18 protein-coding genes are annotated in these 22,432 nt (G+C 65.6%); 7 read left to right on the forward strand and 11 right to left on the reverse strand.

Going from position 1 to position 22,432, the window contains the following annotated elements; genetic code table 11:
* Window positions 1-141: 141 nt before the first annotated feature.
* The 4 genes from H8A92_RS22540 to H8A92_RS22555 all read right to left on the reverse strand — a co-directional run bounded on the left by H8A92_RS22540 (window position 142) and on the right by H8A92_RS22555 (window position 4,899).
* A complete protein-coding gene (locus H8A92_RS22540; RefSeq protein WP_229197793.1) occupies window positions 142-1,326 on the reverse strand; it encodes a pyridoxal-phosphate-dependent aminotransferase family protein in 1,185 nt (394 codons plus the stop codon).
* A gap of 135 nt (window positions 1,327-1,461) precedes the next feature.
* A complete protein-coding gene (locus H8A92_RS22545; RefSeq protein WP_229197794.1) occupies window positions 1,462-2,292 on the reverse strand; it encodes an LssY C-terminal domain-containing protein in 831 nt (276 codons plus the stop codon).
* Between the two features lie 34 nt (window positions 2,293-2,326).
* A complete protein-coding gene (locus tag H8A92_RS22550) occupies window positions 2,327-3,052 on the reverse strand; it encodes a thermonuclease family protein (protein ID WP_229197795.1) in 726 nt (241 codons plus the stop codon).
* Window positions 3,053-3,153: 101 nt separating this feature from the next.
* The gene (locus H8A92_RS22555) at window positions 3,154-4,899 is read right to left on the reverse strand and encodes a hypothetical protein (RefSeq protein ID WP_229197817.1); all 1,746 of its coding nucleotides are present in this window, start codon (window positions 4,897-4,899) and stop codon (window positions 3,154-3,156) included.
* Between the two features lie 367 nt (window positions 4,900-5,266).
* Here H8A92_RS22555 and H8A92_RS22560 point away from each other — a divergent pair, with 367 nt between their 5' ends.
* On the forward strand, window positions 5,267-6,118 hold the full coding sequence (locus tag H8A92_RS22560; protein ID WP_229197796.1) for a caspase family protein: 852 nt from the start codon (window positions 5,267-5,269) through the stop codon (window positions 6,116-6,118).
* Window positions 6,119-6,298: 180 nt separating this feature from the next.
* Here H8A92_RS22560 and H8A92_RS22565 read toward each other — a convergent pair whose 3' ends face one another.
* From H8A92_RS22565 to H8A92_RS22590, 6 genes are all read right to left on the reverse strand, one after another.
* Window positions 6,299-7,177, reverse strand: coding sequence for an efflux RND transporter periplasmic adaptor subunit (locus H8A92_RS22565; RefSeq protein ID WP_229197797.1), 879 nt, complete (start codon window positions 7,175-7,177; stop codon window positions 6,299-6,301).
* 71 nt (window positions 7,178-7,248) lie between these two features.
* The gene (locus tag H8A92_RS22570) at window positions 7,249-8,151 is read right to left on the reverse strand and encodes an alpha/beta fold hydrolase (RefSeq protein WP_229197798.1); all 903 of its coding nucleotides are present in this window, start codon (window positions 8,149-8,151) and stop codon (window positions 7,249-7,251) included.
* Between the two features lie 479 nt (window positions 8,152-8,630).
* Complete coding sequence (locus H8A92_RS22575) at window positions 8,631-8,876, reverse strand: hypothetical protein (protein WP_229197799.1); 246 nt, start codon at window positions 8,874-8,876, stop codon at window positions 8,631-8,633.
* A gap of 246 nt (window positions 8,877-9,122) precedes the next feature.
* Window positions 9,123-9,332 (reverse strand): cold-shock protein, encoded by a 210-nt coding sequence (locus H8A92_RS22580; RefSeq protein WP_029084280.1) that lies wholly within the window; start codon window positions 9,330-9,332, stop codon window positions 9,123-9,125.
* 190 nt (window positions 9,333-9,522) lie between these two features.
* Window positions 9,523-11,973, reverse strand: coding sequence for an adenylate/guanylate cyclase domain-containing protein (locus tag H8A92_RS22585; RefSeq protein ID WP_229197801.1), 2,451 nt, complete (start codon window positions 11,971-11,973; stop codon window positions 9,523-9,525).
* 143 nt (window positions 11,974-12,116) lie between these two features.
* Window positions 12,117-14,198: an AsmA family protein gene (locus H8A92_RS22590; protein ID WP_229197803.1), complete on the reverse strand. Its 2,082-nt coding sequence runs from the start codon at window positions 14,196-14,198 to the stop codon at window positions 12,117-12,119.
* 213 nt (window positions 14,199-14,411) lie between these two features.
* Between H8A92_RS22590 and H8A92_RS22595 the strand changes: the two genes are divergently transcribed.
* The gene (locus H8A92_RS22595; RefSeq protein WP_229197804.1) at window positions 14,412-15,086 is read left to right on the forward strand and encodes a Crp/Fnr family transcriptional regulator; all 675 of its coding nucleotides are present in this window, start codon (window positions 14,412-14,414) and stop codon (window positions 15,084-15,086) included.
* A gap of 305 nt (window positions 15,087-15,391) precedes the next feature.
* Here the strand turns inward: H8A92_RS22595 and H8A92_RS22600 are convergent, their stop codons facing one another.
* Entirely contained in the window at window positions 15,392-16,159 is a 768-nt protein-coding gene (locus H8A92_RS22600; protein WP_229197805.1) for an AraC family transcriptional regulator, read from the reverse strand.
* A gap of 279 nt (window positions 16,160-16,438) precedes the next feature.
* Between H8A92_RS22600 and H8A92_RS22605 the strand changes: the two genes are divergently transcribed.
* The 5 genes from H8A92_RS22605 to H8A92_RS22625 are packed head-to-tail and all read left to right on the forward strand — an operon-like array spanning window position 16,439 to window position 22,202.
* Window positions 16,439-18,016 carry an ABC transporter substrate-binding protein gene (locus H8A92_RS22605; RefSeq protein WP_229197806.1) on the forward strand — a complete coding sequence of 526 codons (1,578 nt, stop codon included), beginning with the start codon at window positions 16,439-16,441 and terminating at the stop codon, window positions 18,014-18,016.
* Window positions 18,013-19,014 (forward strand): ABC transporter permease, encoded by a 1,002-nt coding sequence (locus tag H8A92_RS22610; protein ID WP_229197807.1) that lies wholly within the window; start codon window positions 18,013-18,015, stop codon window positions 19,012-19,014. The genes H8A92_RS22605 and H8A92_RS22610 overlap by 4 nt, the downstream gene beginning before the upstream one ends.
* Window positions 19,014-19,847, forward strand: coding sequence for an ABC transporter permease (locus H8A92_RS22615; RefSeq protein ID WP_229197808.1), 834 nt, complete (start codon window positions 19,014-19,016; stop codon window positions 19,845-19,847). Before H8A92_RS22610 ends, H8A92_RS22615 begins: the two co-directional genes overlap by 1 nt.
* A complete protein-coding gene (locus tag H8A92_RS22620; RefSeq protein ID WP_229197809.1) occupies window positions 19,844-21,541 on the forward strand; it encodes a dipeptide ABC transporter ATP-binding protein in 1,698 nt (565 codons plus the stop codon). The genes H8A92_RS22615 and H8A92_RS22620 overlap by 4 nt, the downstream gene beginning before the upstream one ends.
* A 25-nt stretch (window positions 21,542-21,566) precedes the next feature.
* Entirely contained in the window at window positions 21,567-22,202 is a 636-nt protein-coding gene (locus tag H8A92_RS22625) for a pyridoxamine 5'-phosphate oxidase family protein (RefSeq protein WP_229197811.1), read from the forward strand.
* Window positions 22,203-22,432: the final 230 nt, after the last annotated feature.

The following is a 22,432-nucleotide window of genomic DNA, read 5'->3' on the forward strand; positions in this document are numbered from 1 at the left end:
TGCTCGCTGGGTCGTTCTACAAAATGAGCAACGTACAACCGTCATTGCGAGGAGCGATAGCGGCGAAGCAATCCATCGCTCCACTTGCGCGGAACCATGGATTGCTTCGCTTCGCTCGCAATGACGTGGAGGCGCCGTCCGCTACGCCTTCACGTTCTCGCCGAGCCACTGGATGGCGGCGTCGGCGCCGGCCTTGCCGTGCGGGATGTTCAGCGCGGTCAGCGCGACCTCGACGACGCCGAGCGTGCCGAGGATCATCGGTGCGTTGACGTGGCCCATATGCGCGATGCGGAAGGCCTGGCCTTGCAGGTCGCCGATGCCGGTGCCGAGCACCACGCCGCATTTCTCCTTGGCATAGCGCTGGATCGCGGCGGGGTCGGCGCCCTTCACGGTCACGGTCGTCACGGTGTTGGAGCGCTCGGCCGGTTCGGCGATGTTGAAGCCGAGCACCTGGCCTTCGCCCCAGACGGCAACCGCGCGGCGCACGGCCTCGCCGAGCAGCCGGTGCCGCTCGAAGGCATTCTCCAGCCCTTCGGCGTGCAGCATGTTGATCGCCTCGCGCAGTGCGAACAACAGGTGCACCGGCGCGGTGCCGGCATATTTGCGGTAGTGTTCCGAGCCTTCCCGCTCGGTCCAGTCCCAATACGGCGTGCGCAGATCGGCCTTCTTGTGCGCGTCCCAGGCGCGGTCGCTGGCGGCGACGAAGCCGAGGCCGGGCGGCGTCATCAGGCCCTTCTGCGAGCCGGACATCGCGACGTCGACGTACCATTTGTCCATCTCGAACGGCATGCAGCCGAGCGAGGCCACGGTGTCGACCATGAACAGCGCGGGATGGCCGGCGGCCTTGATCGCCCTGCCGATCGCTTCGATGTCGTTATAGGCGCCCGACGCGGTGTCGACCTGCACGGCGAGGATCGCCTTGATCGTGTGCTCCTTGTCGCGGCGCAGCCGCTCCTCGACCTCGGCCGGGCGGATCGCGCGGCGCCAGTCGCCCTTCAGCACCTCGACATCGGCGCCCATCGCGGCCGCTGCCTGGCCCCAGCCGATCGCGAAGCGGCCACTTTCGAGCACCAGCACCTTGTCGCCGCGCGACAGCACGTTGGAGAGCGTCGCCTCCCAGGCGCCGTGGCCGTTGGAGATGTAAATGTAGGACTTGCCCTTGGTGGCGAACAGGTTCGAGAGGTCGCGCAGCAGGCTTTCGGTCAGTTCGACCATCTCGCTGGAGTAGATGTCGAGCGCCGGGCGATGCATCGCCTGCAGCACCTGATCAGGCATCGTGGTGGGCCCGGGGATGGCCAGAAATTCCCGGCCCGCGCGAACGGTCATCGTCCTGTTCCTTTTGGGTAAAGCGCGCAAATCATGCGTGTGAGGGGTCAAGCACCGAGGATATTCCATCACGGCTCGGATTGCGAGCAGGCCGAAGCAATCCAGCGTTTCCAAAAGCGCGGAGCACAGCCAGCCTCATTTGTCGATGGTCTCGACCACTGCGCGCCAGATCTGGTCCTTGAACTGGGTCGCGGCAGGGCTCGGGATTTGCTCGACGGTGCCGTGGTTCTTGGCGCAGGCCTCGACCAGCCGCAGCACCCAGATTTCGCCGTCGGTGTAGTAGAGGTCGCCGCCGCCATTGTGTCCGTTGAAGGTCGGGCCGATGCCGGTGACCTGGTATTTCGCGGTGACCATGCCGGCGGACTCGAGGTCGGTGGCGAGCAGCGCGCGTTCGGCGTCGAGGTCGGCCGCGATGTGATGCGTCACCGCGCCGGTGTAGTGGCTGACGCCGACGCTGCGGTCGAGCGTCGCAGCACCAAGCCACACCGGGCGCTTCTCCTGGCCCTGGTCGAGCACCCGCCAGAACCGGACATGGTTGCGTCGATCCGCGCTCGATCCGACCGGCCGCTCGAAGGCGAGGTCCTCGCGACGGTCGAGATAGAACAGGTTGCTCACCGGCGCATCCTTATAGGGACGATCGAGCAGCACGGAGCCGACGATCTCGATCGAGGATTTCAGCGTGACCGGATCGGCCGGAAACCAGCCGGCCTCGTGCATGGCGCAGACCACGTCCTTGGTGTCGCCGATCAGCCCGACATTCATGGGATCGCCGGGAATGCCCTGCGCGGTCCGCGTCACCATCGGCAGATTGGCCAGGCCCTTCTGGTGTTCGTAGTGCGTCCACAGCGCCGGCAGCACCAGATAGGCCGCGATCAGGTAGGTCGCCAGCACGAACAGCAGCAGCTGCAGATAGCGCAGGCGCTTGCGACGGCGTGCCGCAGGCGGAATGGTCTCGACATCGGTCACGGCACACGCCTTCCGGATCAGGGCGTCACGCGCCTCAACGCCGCGTCTCGCGGCAGCCGGCGGCCTCGGCTTCCTCGACCGAGCAGAACCAGCGCGTGCCCTTGCTGATCTTCATCTCGATCTTGGCGTACCAGCGGCTGGTCGGCTGGTGAAAGATGCATTCGCCGGAGCGGTTGACGTTGCCCTTGATGGTGCAGTCGGGCGAGGGCGCAACTGGACCCGAGGCGGACGCGAGCAGGATCGAGTGCGCACTCTCCGGCACCTTCGCGGCGCCGAGCACGGCGGTCTTCTTGTTGCGCACGCGCCAATCCCACGGCGCGATGAACGCGCCCTGCCACATCCCGGCTTTTGCCTCGCGCGCCGCTTTCTCGTCCGGCTCGTAGTCATGCGAGATGCGGGTGAAAGCCAGCGCCCAGCCATTGCTGACCATCCACTTCTGGATGTCCTCACCATCGACCTCGCAGCGCGCAATGGTGCGACCGCGGCGATCGACCGAGCGGGCGTGGCAGGTCCAGCTCCTGTTGCCGGCATGCTTGATCAGCTCGTCGCGCGCGGCGACGCCGCAGGTCCAGCGCTCGCCCTTGGTGTTGAGACAGAGCTGGTCGGTCGACGGCGCGTCGATGCCGCCGAGCCGGATCTTGACGCTGCCGATCATGACCTGGTCGCCGTCGCGGATCTTCGGCACGCCGGTGATGTCGGCGGCGACAGCCAGCGTCGGCAGCGACAGCAGCAGGCCAGCAGTGAGCAGCGTCTTCAGCATCGGCGTTCCCGGCCAGGGTTTTTCGTTGTCTCGAAGTCAGTGCCCAAGGATTTTGCGGGCAATTGGGCAACCGTGCCAGTGGTGTTCTGTTTCCGCCAGTGTCAACTTCGCGTCATCCTTGACGCCGCGGCCATTCGTCGCTTCGCAAGCGCGAGAGCCATCAGCACGAACGCTGACGTCACCTCAGGCCCGCCGACCAGGATGCGCGTCGGCGTCTTCATCTTGTTCCACTCATAGGCCTTGTAAGGTCCCTTGCGGCCGCCCTCGCCGAGGCCCTGTACGATGCAGTGCAGCGCCGGCGTGAAGCTCGAGACCTCGGCGCCAAGATGCGCCAGCGCCATCAGCGCGAGCGCGGCGTCGAACGGGTTCATCTCATGCGCGATCAGTTCGCCCTCGACGTAGCCGAGCACGCGGGCGCGGATCAGCGCAAACACGTTGCCGGGATCGATGATGCGCTGCGCCGCCAGCGGCAACGCGATGAAGGCGGCGTAGCAGCGGCCGAAATAGGCCGAATAAAGTTCGGGCAGATAATAGATATGCGAGCGCGGATTCCTGAACGCGCCGCTTTCGACCAGGTTCTTCTGGAACGCGATGATGCGATGCACTGTCTCCAGCCGCTGCGGCGTCTCGATGATCTGCCAGCGGGCGAGGTTGCGGAACGAGACCTCGAGGATGTCGAGGTTCAGCGTCGGATCGAGGTCGTTGCCATAGGGCCGCTCGCCCTCGAGATTGTCGATCCAGGTGACGACGCCGCCTTCATAGTCGATGTTGTCGTTGAGCGGCACGGTGACGCGCGGCTCGTTGGCGCCGGCGCGCACCTGATAGCCGCGGTAGAAATCGAGCAGCGGCTGCTCGAGGATCGGATCGTCGGAGCCGGCTTGGGTTGCGGCCGAGAACGAGCACGCCGTGGTGTCGCAGTCGGGCACATAGATGCCGAAGCCGAGGTCCTGCTTGATCTGGGCGAAGAAGCGCGAGAAGCGCGGATGCCGTCCCGGCGCCAGCGCGGTGATGACCTTCACGACGGAGCCGTCATGCGACGGCACCTCCTCGGCGCTGGTCTTCAGACAAAACTCCACCATCTCCGCAGTCGCGCGCCGCGCGGTATCGGCCTGATCCGGCGACGCCAGCCCGGTCTCGACAAAGCTGAGCAGCGCCTCGGTGAAGAACGCGTCGTAATAGGCCGAGCGGTGGCGGATCTGCACCGGCTCCCACATCGGCTCGGCGATGCCGTGCCACGGCGGGTTGATCAGCGCACGCGCCGGCGAATGCGCGATGAAGATCCGCGCCAGGTTGAACAGCAGCGTCGAGTTCTTGTAGCCGCGTGCGTTGAGGCCGGTCAGCGCCATCAGCATCTCGCGCCCGCCGACATCTGCATCGCCGATCAGATTGAACGCGGCGTAGGTCGGTATGAAGCCGTTTTTGCCGAACGAGCGCAGCAGATGCGTCCCCGTGGTGCGGATGACGCGGTCGATCTCGGCCATCTCGGGCGGTCGCGCCGGCGCGGTTGCTGCCGGCGGGGCAGGGTGGCGCACGCCGATGCCGTCCATCAGGTCGGCGACGGGCGCGCCGATCGCCGCCCAATCCGGTGTCTCGACGTCACGCGCCTGGGTCAACGCCGCGCGCAGGCAAGCAAGCCGGTCGGGGTCCTTCAGCGCAGGCAGGCCGGTGCGGCGGAGCAGCGCGCGCAGCGGCGGATTGCCGAGCGCGGTCCGGTAAAATTTTCCGAGATGGGCATCGCCCCCGCGATAGGCCTGCAAAACGGGGTCGCAGACCTCGTAAAGCGACGGACCGTCCTTTTTGGCGGTCAGCGCCCGGCACACGGTACCGGCGATCTCGTGAAGGCCCAAGAAGCTCAAAGCATCCCCTTCTCAAGGAACCGGTTAACGCCGCCGCCCGGCGGTGTTTCCCCCGGTCCTCCCCCAGACTCGCAAGCCTTTGGAAAGCTACATGAATCGGTGTGAAACACAAATGTGACGGAGGTCACGTAACGGGATTTTAACGGCGTCAATGGCCTGTGCCGGGCGGCAGCATGCGCCAAACCGGGTTGCCCCGGCCGTCCGTCCGGGTTAAGGGAGTGTTTGTTGCGGCGCCGCAAATTGAGATCAATCGACGGCACACACAGCTCAACCCCATTAAACCGACGGCCACTGACGCGTTTACCCGGCGCGATTTCGTTCGAGCGTTATCGGGAAAAGGATTGGGATTAGGAACGCCATGAACCTTAGGCAGCTTCAGATTTCCCGTCGCACCATCGCCGTCTGCGTGGCGGTGGCCGGCACGGTGTCGCTGGCGATTGGTGCCCATGCCGCGCTCAACAAGCGCACCCTCGATGTCGCCAAGGGTGGCGACAAGGCCGTGACCACCGAGCTGACTGGCAGCATTCCGGCCGGCACCTCCCGCCTCGCACTGATCATCGGCAACGGTCACTACCCCGACGCCGCGGCGCCGCTGGCCCAGCCGATCAACGATGCCCGCACCCTGTCGTCCGCGCTGCGCCGCGAGGGCTTTGACGTCGACGTGGTCGAGGATGCGACCAAGGACGACATGTTCCGCGCGGTCGAGCGCATGAAGGCCAAGATCCGCCCCGACACCGTCGTGATGCTGTTCTTCGGCGGCTACGGCGTGCAGGTCGGCCGTGAGAGCTACATGATCCCGGTCGATGCCACGATCTGGAAGGAAGTCGACGTCAAGCGCACCGGCGTCAGCGTCGAGTCCGTGCTCGATGCAATGAAGGAGCGCGGCGCCAAGGCAAAGCTCGTCGTGCTCGATGCTTCGCGCCGCAACCCGTATGAGCGCCGCTTCCGCGCGTTCTCGCACGGCCTCGCGCCGATCAGCCCGCCGGAGAACACCATCGTGCTGAGCTCGGCGACGCCGGGCAAGGTCGCCGACGACAGCAAGGGTGCCAACAGCGTGCTGGTCTCCGAGCTGATCAACAACCTCAACGCCCAGGCCGGCGCCGAAAGCGCCTTCAACAAGACCCGCGTCGCGATCTCGCGCGCGAGCGAAGGCGAGCAGGTGCCGAGCGTTTCATCGTCGCTGCTGGAAGACATCAAGCTCGGCGGCTGAGGCTTCTCTGCTCTATCCACATGTCGTCCCGGCGAAAGCCGGGACCCATACAGCGTGATCTATCTGTGAAGCGTGCTGTGTGTACCGCGGCGCGCGTTCACTGCTAGTCTTCGCAAAATTTCTGCCGGTGGTTATGGGTCCTGGCTTTCGCCAGGACGACGCTTTGGGTGCAGCTCCGCCTTATTTCGCGTCCGCGCTCGCACCCACCGGCCGCACCGGGTCGCCCTCGCGCAGCAGCGCGCCGGCGCGGGCGACGACGATGTCGCCTTCCTGGATGCCGTCGCGGATCTCGACCTGGCCGGCCGACATCAATCCAGTCTCGACCCGCCGCGTCTCGACGCGGCCGCCGCGCACCACCTGCACAACGGTGCCGGCGGTGGAATAGAGAATCGCGGTCAGCGGCACCGCGACGCCGCAGCTCTGCCCGGTCTTGATCTGCGCGCGGCCCGACGAATTCACCAGTAGCCGCTTGTTCGACGCGATGCCGACGAACACCTGGCCGAGCTGGCTGTTCGGCTCGACGGTCGGCGCGATCAGCCGCACTTTGCCGTCCATCTCGCCGGCGCCGATGATCTTCAGCCGCGCGGTCTGCTCGGTCTTCAGCTTGGCGATGTCGCGGGTCGGCACCATGCCGACGAGGTCGTATTCGCTCTTGGCGATGATCGAGAACAGCGCGTCCTTGCCCGAGGCCGGGCTGCCTACGATCGCCGACGATGCCGAGATCGTGCCCGCCACCGGCGCGGTGAGGTTGATCGAGTTCGCGCCGTCGGTCAGCCGCGCCAGCACCTGGCCCGCGGTGACGGTGTCGCCGGGATCGGCCTTCACCTCCGCTACCTTCAAGCCGAACCGGTCGGGCCGGATCTGCTGCTCGTCGCGCGGCATCACGATGCCCGAGACCTCGACGATGTTGCCGAAGCAGAATTTCGATGCCTTCAGCACGGTGACGGCGGCGCCCTTCGGCGCAGCGTCGGCCTCGCCCGCGGCGGAGGCGGGCGAAGTTGCAAGAGCAAGCAGCGCGGAGGCGGCGAGGGCGGTAGCGCGCAGGCGAGGCAACATCATCGGCGAACTATTCCCAAAATGCAGCGCGTTTTCGAGCGAAGTGGGTACCGGTTCGCGTGAAGAAAAACGCGTCAATTGAAGCCCCTCCTGAATACCAGATGCGGCTGCGCCGAGCCAGCCGGCTGCACTGTGGCCGGCGCCGTGTCGGCAGGGCCGGCATCTGCGGCGAGCTCCAGCTTCGCCAGTTCTTCGGCGCGCCAGATGTGCCGCAGGATCTCCGGGTTGACCCGGTCGGCATGCGTCACCGGCAGCATATGGCCGGCCGCCGGCAGATGCCGCAACTCGGCGCCATCAATCAGCGCGGCGAGCTTTGCGACAATGCGCTGCGTCACATAGGGCGACAGCCCGCCAGACATCACAAGCGTCGGCACCCGCAAGGCGCGCGCGGTGGCCGCCACGCCGTCGAGATCGAGCGCGGCGTTGAAATCGTAAGGCAGCTTGTCGGCCTGCTCGATCATCCGCAGCCGCCCGCTCGGCGAGAACTGCTCGCGCGGGCCGGAGCCGGCCCAGAACGCGGTGAACGCTTCCACCGCCTCCAGCACCGCGCCGTCGAAAATATCCTGCGACACGATCTGCGCGATCCGCGCGAAGCGATCGTACAGCCGCGCGTCGGCGGGCACATCGCGGAGCAACGTGGGTAACACAGGCTCGATCAGCGTCAGGCTGCGAATCCGCCGCGTATAAGGCGAAGTGGTCGCCAGCCGAAACGCGATCGCCCCGCCATAGGAATGCCCGACCAGATGGATCGGCCCGCTGGCCTTGGCGAGCCAGGGCTCGAGCCGCGCAATCTCGCCATCCAGCGTCCGCGGCCAGTCGCGCCCGCAGGCGGCGACGCCATAGCCGGAAATATCCGGCGTCATGAACGGCGTGGCTCCGAGCGCGGCCGCGAGCTTCGTCCATTGCCGTCCCGACCCCAGCGAGCAGTGCAACGCCACCACCGACGCCGCCGCGTGCGTCCCGTCCAAACCCGTCATCAACACCGTCCTGCTTGTTCTTGTTGTCGCCGGGCGCGCGTTCGCACGCGCCCGTCATGACGCGAGCGAGGAGGGGGATGGGTTATTCCTGGGAGGGGCGGAGGAGGTCGTGATCGTGATTGCGGACGTGATCAGATTCACTGGATGTTGATTTGAGGCTCGCGATGGTTCGGTGACAAGCGGGCCCGGCCTTCCCTGCGCCCTCTCACGATCATCAAGGGCGACGCGATCGCATCTCTCGGGCGCAACACGCCGCGAGATGGCGGACGCACATCTCTCAGCTGTTTGACAATGTTGATCGGGGACTACACGCGGCTCCGTCACCCTGAGGAGCGCGCCTTTGCGCGCGTCTCGAAGGGTCGGCGGCCCGGCTGGTGGCCGTGCATCCTTCGAGGCTCGCCCAGCGGCGCAAGTGCGCCGCAAGGCTCGCACCTCAGGATGACGGGACGAGGAAGAGCGTTCTTTCGGATCAAATAACGTCAGCGCACGATGCGCTTCACCCGCGGCTTCTTCTTGGCAGCGGCAGCCGGCGCTGCGCCGTCTTCACTCGCGGCTCCGGCCTCGCGCGCTTCGCGCAGCGCGCGCAGGCGCTCCATGTTCTTGCGCACGGCGAGTGCGTCGCGCTCGACTTCGGCCATGGCGCGGGCGCCTTCCTCGGCGGCCAGCCGCTGGCGCTCGGCTCGCTCGAGGCTTGCGGGCGATGGGGCGGGCTTGCTGGCGGTCATCGGCATCCCTTCAAAAATGAGATCCTGCAAAAGTGAGATCTTGCGCGGAGGTCTGCGTCCGTCGCGCGAGATGGCGACACGGCGCGCCGCGGGATCACGCGGAATAAAGATACGCAAAAACCCGCCCAATCCAGTGGGACCGAGCGGGTCGCGACGTCATCCCAGTACATCCGTGGAATGACGAGGGGCACGATCCCCGGCGTCAAACGCAAAGCGTTTGCGCGGAGATCAAGCCGATCAAGAGCCTCAGACGATCTGAAGGTTCTCGGCGCTGGTCTTGCCGCGCATCTTGTCGGTCTTCAGCTCGAACGAAACCTTCTGGCCTTCAGCCAGACCGGTCAGACCGGCGCGCTCGACGGCGCTGATGTGAACGAACACATCCTTGCTGCCATCGCTCGGCTCGATGAAACCAAAGCCCTTCTGGCCGTTGAACCACTTCACAGTACCTGTTGCCATCTTCTCTTCTCCAAAATGCGCTGATGCGCGGTGCTGCGCGGAATTGCGCATCATCGATTGAGTTCACGATGTCTTTGGAGGAGGGCCGTTCTGACCATTCAACAAGGCACAACGGCTAATCGAATGTCGCAAATATACACACTTTGCGCGCGAATGCAAGGTTTTGGCGGTAGCCGGTTCCGCCGGGGGTTCACTCCGCCGCGGTCGCTTCTGCGCTCGGTTCGGCCTTCCAGGTCAGGATTTCGGCGGCCAGGATCGGGTGATTGAAGCCCTTCAGCACGAGGTCGTCGATGGCACGGCCCTCGACATGGGGCTCGACCATGCCGTAGACGCGGCGGCTCACCACGATCTGGCCCGCCTTGGCCTCCCCGCACAGGCGGGAGGCGAGGTTGGTGACGCTGCCGATCGCGGCATATTCCAGCCGCTGCTCGAAGCCGACCTGGCCGAGCGTGGCATAGCCGAGCGCGATTCCCATGCCGAAGCCGAGGCTGTGCCCGCGGTTGCGCCACTTCTCGGTCAGCGCGCCGATGGTGTCGCGCATCTCGACCGCCATCTTCACCGCGCGCAGCGTGTGGTCTTCGAGCTGGATCGGCGCGTTGAACAGGATCATCACGCCATCGCCGGCATAGCGATCGAGCGTGCCTTCGTACTTGAAGATCAGCTTGCCGAGCGCCGCGTGATATTCGCGCAGCACGTTCATCGCCTCTTCCGGCTCGGTCGCCTCGGTGAAGGCGGTGAAGCCGCGCAGGTCGCAGAACACCACAGTCACTTCACGCCGGTGGCTGTCGAGCAGTCCCTCATGACCGTCGGAGGAGGCGATCAGCTGCGCCACCTGAGGCGCCAGGAAACGCTCGAGCTTGCGGATGCGCTCGATCTCGCCGAGCTGGGTCTCGACGCGCGCCTCCAGCGACTTGTTCCAGTCGGTGAGCTGCTCGGTCTGTTCGCGGAGCTTGTCGGCCTGCTCGCGCACGGTGGAATTGGCCTGCTCCAGCGCGTGGCTCTTCTGGTCCACCTCGGTGAACAGCCGCGCATTGCGCATCGCCAGCACCGCCTGGTGCGCGAAGGTCTTCATCAGCCCGATCATGTTGGCCGGGAAATCGCCGGCCGCCTTGCGCAGCACCACCAGCGCGCCGAGCACGCCCTGTTGGTCGACCAGCGGCACGACAAGCACGGAGTGGAAGCCGGCGCCGACCACGACATCACGCAGCGGATGATCGGGTTGGTCATCAGGATTTGCGGCGAGATCGGGAAACGCCAGCGGCTCGCCGTTCGCTGCCGCCACGGCAAGCGGGCTGTTCGCCGCATCGATCGCGCGATGATGGCCCTCGGCGTCGCCATCGATGCCGATCGATTGTGTCAGGTTGAAAGTGCGGCGCGCCGCGTCATAGCCATAGATCAGCACCGCATCGGCGTGGGTGATCTCGAGCGCGCGGGCGGCGACCGTCGGCAGCACGGCGTTGAGGTCGAGCGATGACGCGACCGCGCGGCCGACCTCCTCCAGCACCTTCAGCTCGTTGATCGATTGCGCGAGGTCGCGGGTGCGCTCCTTCACCTTGGCCTCGAGGTCGGAATAGGTTTCCGCAAGCTGCCCCGCCATGCTGTTGAATTGCCCGGCGAGCTCCTCCAGCTCGTCCGCGGTCTTCACCTCGATGCGATGGCCGAAGTCGCCGGCCCCTAACCGTCGCGCGCCGGCGCGGAGCGCGGTGATCGGCACCAGCATGCGCCGCGCCAAAATCGTGCCGGCGATGATCGCGACCACGAGGCCGAGCGCAATCAGAAGCGCGATGCGTACCAGCTGGTCGCGGATCGGCGACAGCGCCTGCGCCGTCGGCTGCTCATAGAAGACGTGCCAGCCGAGGTTCGGCGCAGCGGTCGCGGCCGTCAGCACGGCGTTGCCGTCGATATCCTTGCCGGAGGCGACGGGCCTGCCTTTGGGCGACAGCACGGCCGCGACCTGCGGCAGCGCGGCGAGATCCTTGCCGACCTCGGGCCCCTTCGACGAGCTCGCCAGCACGCGACCCTTGGCGTCGACAACATAGGCGTAGGCGACGTGGCCGACCTGGGAATCGCTGAAATAGTCGGCCAGGAAACGCAGGTCGATCTCGGCCACGGTGACGTCGGCGTTGAAGCCGGCATGCTGTTCGCCGATCGACATGAACGGCCGCTCGTCACGGAAATAGGCCGGCGCGTAGGCGGTGCCACGGTTGACCGTCTCGGTGAAGCGGAGGTCGCGGGAGAGGTCGGCGTTGGAGTTCAGGGTGACGGTCTGGCGCGACAGCCGCAGCACCTCGTGGCCGCTGGCGTTGATCAGGGTGAGCTGGCTCACCGCCGGCACCTGGCCGAGCAGCTGGGCATAGTCGGCGCGGCGCAGGTCGATCGTGTTGGACCAGGCGCGGGTCACCCAGGAGATCTGGCGCTCGAGATCGGAGATCGACTGTTCGATGCGCTTGGCGGTGGCATCCGCCTTCTCGCTCATCGCGTCGGTCAGCGTGCTCTTGATGCCGCGATAGCTGATCCAGGTCTCGAGCGCGCCGTTGACCGCCAGCACGAACACGACGAGGCCGACCAGCGCGAGGACATATTTGGCGAACAGGCCGCCGCGCAGGAACCAGTTCTTGCCCTTGTCCGTAGCCGCGTTCATCCAGCCTCGTCCGTCCCCTCCAATCAGTCGGGTGCGCCATTGGATCTGTCGCTGTTTAGCACGGATCGGTGGGCCGAGGCGGCCCCTCCGGGTGCATGGTTAGCCGAGTCACCCTTCGATCTTGGCGGGAATATCCGGGAATATCAGCGATTGAACAGCTGACGCAGCACGTCCTTCATCGCGGGATTCTCGCGCTGCTCGGCGGTATCGCCTGGCGGAGGGGGCGGCGGTGGGGGCTGATCGGCGGCCGATGGGGCGTCCGGCGTGGGCGGAGCCAGGCTGCGGCTCGGGCGCGACGCGTTGCCCTGGTTCAGGGTAGAGAGGCCCTGCTGCAGTAGGTTCCCGATGGTGTCGCCGAGCTGCCCGCCGAGCGGGTTGTTCTGGCTGGCGGCAGCGCCGCCGGGAGGCGCCTGGCCGCTGCTGCCGGGCGGTGCGCCGGTTGCGCCGCCCTGCACGCCGTTCAGCAGGTTGGTCAGCCCGTTGAGGCCCTGGGTCAGGCTTTGTTGGCTCAAGCCTTGGCCATTCGCCCCGAACAGGCCCTTGCCCATCTCCTTGAGCTTGGCATAGGCGGCCTCTGGATTGTCGAGGATGCCCTGCATCTCCGGATAGATCCGCGGGGCGACCCAGGGACCCTCGAGCATCACGGGGATGCCGAGGCCGACCGGATTGCCGGCGCGGCCCTGGCCTTCGGTGGTCATCACGAGCTGCGGTTCGACCCGGAACCCGATCTGGCGGGTGTTGAGATCGATGGTGCCGACCCCGGTCATCTTCACCAGCGGGCCGATCAAATTGAGATCGGTGGTGACGGCCTGGCCCTTGTCGACCTTGAACGAGGCCGAGAGCTGGCTGAGATCGGTCGACAGCTCCTGGCCCTGCTGCCAGCCCGAGAGGGTGCCGGTGGTGAGGTTGCGGATCATCTGCGCGACGTTGAGGCCGAGGATCTTGCCGTCCTGGAACACGACGAAAGCGGTGCCGCCGAGATTGCCGACGATGGCCCGCTCGCTGGTGCCTTGCGAGGTCAGCGCGATCTTCGCCTGCATCTTGCCGTCGAGCTTGTCGAACTCGGCGAGGCTCTTCAGCACCGGCAACGCGCGCACGCTGGCGAGATCGAGCCGCAGCGCATAGGTCGGATTCGCGGCTCGCGCGTCGATTGTGACGTCGCCGTTGGCGGTGCCGTCATAGGCGCCGAGATTGGCGAGCTTTCCCTTCAGCACGCCGCTGTCGATCGAGGCATCGATCGCCGCCTGTGCGAAGCGGCCGTCGCCGATCACGAGCTCCGGCGTCGAGATGCGCGCCTGCGCGTCGACGTAGTTGAGCCCATTGAGATCGATCGACGCGTTGCTCCAAATGTTGGTGCCGAGCGGCTGCGCCGTGTCGGACGGGCTCGGCGTCATCGCGATCGCAATGCGCTGGAAGTCGAGATCGAGCTTCACCAGCGGCTTGTTGCTGGCGAAATCGACCGAGGCCCAGCCGGTGAAGCCGCCATCGCCGAGCGTGCCGGACACGCCGTTGAACATCAGCACCGTGCCGTTCAGGCGGAGCTCGGCATTGGCCTTGATCGCCGCAGGCAACAGGCCGGGCGCATCGATGTTGAATTCGGCAGGCACGCTCTGATGGTCTTGCGGCGCGGTCGCGCGGATCTCGAACTTCAGCGGCTTGTCGCTCGTGCGGGCGTCGCCCGTGAGGACGATCTTGCGGTCGCCGCCGATCGTCGCATCGGCGTTGAGCGTCTCGATCCGGTTCTCGACCCGGTCGCGCACATTGGCGAACACGATGGTGCCGCCGGTGATGCCGACATGGCGGATCGTGATGCCGCCATTGTCGGACGCGGACGACTTCGCCGGCGGATTGTGATCGCGGGTGCGTTCGCGTTGCAGCGGCAGATTGACCACGGGCCTTTCGATCGCGAGGTCGGTAATCTCGGGCTTGCCCGACCACAGGCTCGACAGCGTCAGCTCGGCTTCGACGCGATCGGCGGCGAACCGGTTGTTGGCCTCGCGCTCACGCGGGTCCTGCAACACGACGTCGCGCAGCGTCAGAGTGACGGTCGGCCAGAGACCAACCTTCGCGCCGCCATTGATCGTGAGCTTGTAGCCGGTCTCTCGTTCGACCCGCTCGGTGATGGCGGATGTGACGAAGGAGGCCGGGATCCCGACCGCCGCCACCAGCACGATGATCACGATCACGCCAGCAAGGGCGGCCCCGGCGAATTTCAGTGCTCTCATGTCGATATTCCAGGCCGGGCAGACAGGGTTCCGCCGCGGAAAGGCACGGCCGATCGCACGAGATTATCCCGCAAACGGGACCTCGCTCCAACGACCGGAAAAATATTCCGTTACCAGCATGAACTTATGTGACCTCCCACACACTCTTATGAGGGTGATTTTTGCTAACCGGGCGTCAGGGGATCGCTCGGAATGGATTTGGAAGGCAGTACAATGAGCAAACAGGCCGAATTTGCGGTCATTCTGAAGATGAATCCGATGTTCGCCGATCTCGGTGCGGACGAGTTGCAGCGGCTTTCGGGCCTCTGTCACACCCAGCAGCTCGCGGCCGGCGAGGTGCTGTTCCAGAAAGGCGATCCCGGCGATGCCCTGTTCGGGGTCCGCCGCGGCCAGATGCGCATCGAGACCGGTGCCTCCGACGGCAGCCGGCTCACACTGAACTTCATGGGATCCGGCGATCTGTTCGGCGAAGTCGCCGTCCTCGACGGTCAGGATCGCACTGCGGATGCGACCGCGGGCGAGCCCACCGAATTGTTCGTCTTGCGGCGGGAGGATTTCCTGGGCTTCCTCGAGCGCGAGCCGAAGGTCGCGGTCAGGCTGATCGCGTTGCTGTGCCAGCGCATCCGCTGGCAGAGCGAACGGATGGAAGAATCCGTGCTGCAGCCGTTACCGGTTCGTCTCGCGCGCCGGCTGTGCGCGCTGGCCGAGGATTTCGGTTCCGAGGTGCACATCTCGCAGGAACAGCTCGGCATCTTCGTCGGTGCCGCGCGCGAAAGCGTCAACCGGCAACTGCAGACCTGGCGCAAGGACGGCATCGTCGACCTGCAACGCGGGCGGATCATGCTGCACAACATGACCAAGCTGACCGCGGTCGCACGGAACGATTAGGGCATTATCGAGCGAAGTGGACGTCGGTTCGCGCAAAGAAACGCGTCGAACAAGAATCCAATCGGATCACATGCAACGCGCGCGCGAGGATTTGATTCTCTCGCGCGCTTTGCCTGCGAATGTCGACGCACCCCTGCCTAAAAGACTTGCTTGCATGACGAGGCCGGTATCGCTTTCATCGGCGCGCCGGTCCTTGGGGTGACACCCAGCCTTGCTGGCCTCACGCCATCCACCTGCAAACCCCTGCGGTCTTCCCGTTGACCGCAGGGGTTTTCCGTTCCGGAAGCTGCGCGGCGCGAGCGTGCCTACCTCAACACCACTTCGGGATCGGCCCAGCGCAGATATTGGCGCGGCGCGGCGCCGAGTTCGCGCTTGAACATCGCCGCGAAGGCGCTCGGGCTGTCATAACCGACATCGAGCGCAACGCAGGTGACGGCCTCGCCGGCGCCGAGCCGGGCCAGTGCTTCGAGCAGCCGCACCCGCTGACGCCAGGCCGCAAAACTCTGTCCGGTCTCCCGCCGGAACAAACGCGTCAACGTCCGTCGGCTGAGCTGGCAGCGATCGGCCCATTCATCGAGCGTGAGATCGGAGCTCGGATCGACCAGCACCGCTTCGCAGATCGCGGCGAGCCGCGGATCGGGCGGCACCTGCACATGCAACGACACTTCGGGCATCCTGCCGATCTCATCCAGCAGGAAATCGACCAGCCGGCCGTCGCGCCCTTCCGGGTCGTAACGGGTCGGCATGTGGACCGCTTCTTCCATCAGCGCTTCGACCAGCGCGGAGACCCTGATCAGGCGGCAGGTTGCCGGAGCATCCCGCACGCGATCCGGCGTGACATAGACGGTCTGGATCTCGACCTCGCCCCATGCGCGCGACTGGTGCGCAACGCCGGCCGGAATCCACAGGCCATGGCCGGGCGGCACGACGAAATGACCGCGCTCGGTCATCATCGAGGTTACACCCGCGGTCTGCAGGATGAATTGATCGCGTCGATGCGTGTGTCGCGCGCTCGTGCTTTCGTTCGGATAGGAGGCCGCCATTGCCGCGAGCGGCCGTTCGACCTGTTGCAACTGTCCTGCGTAATGCGCTGCCGCTACCGGACCCGATTGCTTGCGGCAAACGCGCAAGCCGGTGGTGTCATTTCGTCGCGCTGCGACTTTCAAGTGTCGTGAGCTCCTGATCGATCGTCGTTTTCGCAGGGTGCTCATGCATCTTCCGGGCCAGTTGGCCCGATCGCGATGGTTGTTGTCCCCAATCAGGTAGCGCGGGGTATGGCATTTGGCAACAATGCCTCACCCCGCGACATTCGCCGAAATCGAATGCCTGACGCGCGGCGACGGAGAGGTCCGATGAACAGACGCGAATTCACCAAGGCAATGCTGGCCTGCGGTGCAGCCATCCCGTTCGGCATCACGCGGGCGGCGGGCCAGACCCGCGGTGGAACGCTCAACACCATCATCCAGCCGGAGCCGCCGGTTCTGGTGACTGCGCTGAACCAGCAGCAGCCGACCCTGACGCTCGGCGGCAAGATCTATGAAGGCCTGCTGAAATACGGCGCCGACCTCAAGCCGATGCCGGGCATGGCGCAGTCCTGGGAGATTTCGCCGGACGGCCTGACCTACACATTCAAGCTGTTTCCCGGCATCACCTTCCACGACGGCAAGCCGATGACCTCGGAGGACGTGGTCTTCAGCTGCATGAAGCTCTTGGTGGAAACCCATCCGCGCGCGCGGCAGAATTTCGCCCGCGTGGCATCGGCCGAAGCGCCCGATCCGCTCACCGTCGTGTTCAAGCTGAAACAGCCGTTCGCGCCGTTCATCGGCTGCTTCGACTGCACGTCCGCGCCGATCGTGCCCAAGCACGTCTACGACGGCACCGACTATCGCAAGAATCCGGAGAACGACAAGGCGATCGGCACCGGCCCGTTCAAGCTGAAGGAGTGGGTGCGCGGCTCGCACGTCCACCTCGTCCGTCACGACGGCTACTATCTCAAGGATCAGCCTTATCTCGACGAGATCGTCTATCGCGTGATTCCCGATGCGGCGTCGCGTGCGCTCGCGCTCGAGAACGGCACGGTGCAGCTCGTGCAATGGTCCGACGTCGAATTCTACGACGTGCAGCGCTTCAAGGCGCAGAAGAACCTCGAATTCACCACAAAGGGGTACGAGTATTTCGCGCCGCATCAGTGGCTCGAGATGAACAACCGCATCGCGCCGATGAACGACAAGCGGTTCCGGCAGGCGGTGATGCACCTGATCGACCGCGAGGCGTTCAGCAAGCGGGTCTATTTCGGCAACGCCAAGGTTGCGACCGGCCCGGTCTCGTCGAAGACAAAGTTCTACGATCCGAACGTGAAGCGCTACGAGTTCTCGGTCGACAAGGCCAAGGCGCTGCTCGACGACATGGGACTGAAGCCCGGCGCCAACGGCAAGCGGGCCGAGATCAAGTACATCGTGCCGCCCTATGGCGAGTCCTATCAGCGCGCCGGCGAGTTCTTCCGCCAGAGCTTTGCACGCGTCGGCATCGACCTCGTGCTGGTCGGCACCGACATGGCCGGCTGGGCCGAGAAGGTCGGCAACTGGGACTATGAGATGACCCAGAACCTGCTCTACCAGCTCGGCGATCCCGCGCTCGGCGTTGCTCGCACCTATATTTCGTCGAACATCAAGAAGGGCATCCTGTTCTCGAACACGCAGGGCTACTCGAATCCTGAGGTCGACAAATTGTTCGACGAGGCCGCGATCACGCTCGATGAAGCCAAGCGTCAGGAGCTCTACAGCAAGGTGCAGCAGATCCTGGTCGAGGATGTGCCGGTGGCCTGGACGCTGGAGATCGAATATCCCATCATCTACGACAAGGCGTTCAAGAATGTCGTGACGACGGGCATCGGCTCGCACGAAACCTTCGGGTCGGTCTACAAATCGTGACCCGGCTCGGCAGCGCAGCGGCGATCGGGCTCCAGGCGATCGGCCGCATCGCGCAGCTCGTCGCCGTGATCCTCGTCATCGCGACGTTCAATTTCGTGCTGGTGCGGGCCGCCCCCGGCGACCCGGCCCAGGTGATGGCCGGGCAATCCGGCGCGTCCGATCCGAAGCTGCTCGACGATCTGCGCAGGGAGTACGGGCTCGACAAGCCGTATCTCGTGCAGCTCGTAAGCCATCTCGGCCGTGTCGTCAGGCTCGACCTCGGCTACTCCTATCGGCAGCGCCGTCCGGTGGTCGATCTGATCCTCGAACGGCTTCCGGCGACGCTGTTGCTGACGGTCACGGCGTTCTGTCTCGCGCTCGTGATCGGCACCGCGCTCGGTGCCCTGGCGGGGCTCGCGGCAGGCAGCGTGCTCGACACGGTGTTCACCGTGCTCTCGCTCGTGCTCTATGCGACACCGGTGTTCTGGCTCGGCCTGATGCTGGTGCTGGTGTTCTCGGTGACGCTCGGCTGGCTGCCGCCGTTCGGCTACGAGACGATCAACGTCCAGCTCTCGCCGATCGAGCATGCGCTCGACATCATGAAGCATATGATCATGCCGGTGACGTCGCTGGCGGCGATCTATCTGGCGATCTATGCGCGGCTGATGCGATCCTCGATCATCGAGGTCGCGCAGCAGGATTTCATCAAGACGGCGCGCGCCAAGGGCTTGTCCGGATCGCGCATCGTCGTCGGCCACATGCTGCGCAATGCGCTGGTTCCGGTCGTCACCGTCGCCGGCATGCAGGCCGGCGCGCTGGTCGGCGGCGCCGTGGTGATCGAGACGGTGTTCGCCTGGCCCGGCCTCGGCCGCCTGACCTTCGAAGCGCTGCTGCAACGCGACTATCCGGTCCTGCTCGGCATCTTCCTGATCCTCTCGATCGTGGTGATCGCGCTCAACCTCTTGACCGATCTGGTCTACCGGCTGATCGATCCGCGCATGACCACGGGGGCTGCGTGATGGAGACGGTGCGCGCCTTCCTACGTCATCCCAGCGGCATGATCGGCCTCGTCCTGCTGCTCGTCGTCGTGGTCGTGGCGATCATTGCGCCGATCGTGTTTCCGGTCTCGCCATGGGAGATGGTCGGTGCGCCGTTCACGCCGCCCGGCGAGGATGGGCTTTGGCTTGGAGGCGATACGCTCGGTCGCGATGTCGCGGCCGGTGTCGCCTATGGCGCGCGCGTTTCGCTGCTGATCGGGATCGCGTCGGCGCTGGCGGCGATGGCGATCGGCGTCGTGATCGGTGCGATCTCGGGCTATTTCGGCGGCAAGGTCGACCTGGTGCTGATGCGGATGACCGAGTTGTTCCAGACCATTCCGGCCTTCGTGCTGGCGATCCTGCTGGTTGCAACCTTCAATCCGTCGCTGCTCACGATCATCCTGACCATCGGGGCGGTGAGTTGGCCGCCGCTGGCGCGGCTGACCCGCGCGGAATTCCTGCGGCTGCGGCATCGCGAATTCGTCGAGGCCGCGCTGTGCCAGGGCGAGCGCACCTGGCGCATCGTGCTCGGCCACATCCTGCCGAATGCGATCTCGCCGATCCTGGTCGTGACCTCGCTGACGGTCGCGACCGCAATCCTGCTGGAGAGCGCGCTGTCCTTCATGGGGCTCGGCGATCCCAATTTGATGTCGTGGGGCTTCATGATCGGCGCGGGGCGCACGGTGATCCGGAATGCGTGGTGGATGAGCGTGTTTCCCGGCCTTGCCATCCTTCTCACCGTGCTGGCGATCAATCTGTTCGGCGAGGGACTGTCCGATGTCCTCAACCCGCGCGTCGCGAGGCGCCGGTCATGAGCGACGCGATGCAGTCCAGCGCCCCGGTCCTCGCGGTCGATGATCTCTCGATCGCACTGCCCAAGGGCGGCGACCGGCCCTTCGCGGTCGAGAACGTCTCCTTCGAGATCAAGCCGAACGAGGTGGTCTGCCTGGTCGGCGAATCCGGCTCCGGCAAGTCGATGATCGCCCATGCGGTGCTGCAGCTGTTGCCGCGGGGCGTCGATATCGTGTCCGGCACCGTGACGGTCGCGGGGCAGGATCCGTCGAAGCTCGGCGGCCGCGGCCTGCGAAACCTGCGCGGCGGCAATGCGGCGATGATCTTTCAGGAGCCGTTGTCCTCGCTCAATCCGCTGAAGCGGGTCGGCAAGCAGGTCGAGGAGATGATCCTGGCGCACCAGCGGCCCGCGCCCTCGATGGTGGAGATTCACGAACGGGTGCAGACGCTGCTGACGCAGGTCGGGCTGCCGAACCCCGAGCTGCTGGAAAAGAGCTACCCGTTCGAGCTGTCCGGCGGCCAGCGCCAGCGCGTGATGATCGCAATGGCAATGGCCAACCGACCCGCGCTTTTGATCGCGGATGAGCCGACCACCGCGCTCGATGTCACGACCCAGCGTCAGATCCTGCGCCTGATCGACGATCTCCGGCGCGAGCGCGGCATGGGCGTGTTGCTGATCACCCATGATTTCGGCGTCGTCGCCGACGTCGCCGATCGCGTCGTGGTGCTGCGCCACGGCAAGGTGGTCGAGCAGGGCACGGCCAGTGAGGTGCTGCGCAATCCGCAAGCCGCCTACACGCGCGAATTGATCGACGCGGTGCCGAAGGCGCGGCTTGCGGATATCCATGCCACCATCGTACGGCCGGAGCCGCTGCTGGAGGTTGTCGGCCTGGAAAAGACCTTTCGGGTCAAGCGCGGCTGGTTGCAGCCGCCGCGCGAGGTGCTCGCCGCCGATGGGATCTCGCTGACGCTGCACGAGGGTGAGACGCTCGCCGTCGTCGGCGAATCCGGCTCCGGAAAATCGACGCTCGGGCGCATGATCATGCGGCTGACCGAGCCGGATGCCGGCGCCATTCGCTTCGGCGGCGCTGATCTCCGGCAGCTGCGTGGCGAGGCGTTGCGCCAGGCGCGGCGGCAGCTCCAGATCGTGTTCCAGGATCCGTTTGCCAGCCTCGATCCGCGCCAGAAGGTCGGCGATGCCATCGCGCGCGGTCCGATGGCCTATGGCACGTCGCGCGCCGAGGCGATGGCGCAGGCAAGGCAGCTGCTGGTGCGGGTCGGATTGTCGGAGACCGCCGCGGGTCGTTACCCGCACGAATTCTCCGGCGGCCAGCGCCAGCGCATCTGCATCGCGCGGGCGCTCGCGCTGAAGCCGCGGGTGCTGATCGCCGACGAGGCGGTGTCGGCGCTCGACGTCTCGGTGCAGGCCCAGGTGCTGGCGCTGCTCGCCGAGCTGCGTCAGGAGATGCGGCTGGCGATGATCTTCATCACCCATGATCTGCGGATTGCCGCCGAGATCGCCGACCGCGTCATCGTGCTGCAGAGGGGGCAAATCGTCGAGGAAGGCACCACGGCCGAGGTCTTCACCGCGCCGCGACAGGCCTACACGCGGGACCTGCTCGATGCGATTCCGGGTCGCGACTTCTTCGATCAGCCGGGCTTTGCGGCCGACGCACGCCACATAGCAGGGATCGAATCGGGCATCGACGCGGTATAGACTAACAAACAAAGGGAGGTTCGCTATGGGTCACGAGGGCGCAGGCGGCAAGCCGCCGGTCAAGTCGCAGGAGGATCTTCGTGGGCATTTCGGGCAAGTGAGCCCGCTTGCCGAGAAGAAGGTGCTCCACCATCTCGACAGGTTCTGCCGCGACTTCATCGCGCTGTCGCCGTTCCTGGTCATCGCCTCCAGCGACGGCAAGGGCCACGCCGACGCCAGCCCGCGCGGCGATGCGCCGGGCTTCGTCGCCGTGCTCGACGATAAGACGCTGCTGATCCCGGACCGTCGCGGCAACAACCGGGTCGACACGTTCGGCAATATCATCGCGTCGCCCGGAATCGGCTTGATCTTCATGGTGCCCGGCATCAACGAGACGCTGCGCATCAACGGGCGGGCGGAGATTTCGCAGGAGCCGGATCTCCTGACCCCGCTGACGGTGCAGAATGTGACGCCGATCATCGGCCTCAAGGTGCATGTCGATGAAACCTACTTCCACTGCGGCAAGGCGCTGATGCGCTCGAAGCTGTGGAGTCCCGCCGCACAGGTCGAGCGCCACAGCTTCCCGACGCTGGGCCGCATCATCGCCGAGCAGACCGCGGCGATCGAGGTCGAGACCGCTGAGAAGGCGATGGAAGAAGCCTATCGCACGCGGCTGTATTGAGGGGGCACGTCAGCCGCGAAACAGGTTGTATACCCTCGTCTATCGCTGTCATCACCAGGCTGACCGCAGGTGTGACGCCTTGAATCGAGAATCATCCTCGTGGTCGTCCCTGCGAAAGCAGGGACCCATAACCACAACTGTCAATTGTTGGGCGGTGCTGGAACGGCGAGTCCCTGCAACAAGGTCCGCGGCGACGTATGGGTCCCCTTTCGCAGGGCCGACGTGTTGGG

The organism is Bradyrhizobium acaciae (assembly GCF_020889785.1).
Lineage (GTDB): Bacteria > Pseudomonadota > Alphaproteobacteria > Rhizobiales > Xanthobacteraceae > Bradyrhizobium > Bradyrhizobium acaciae.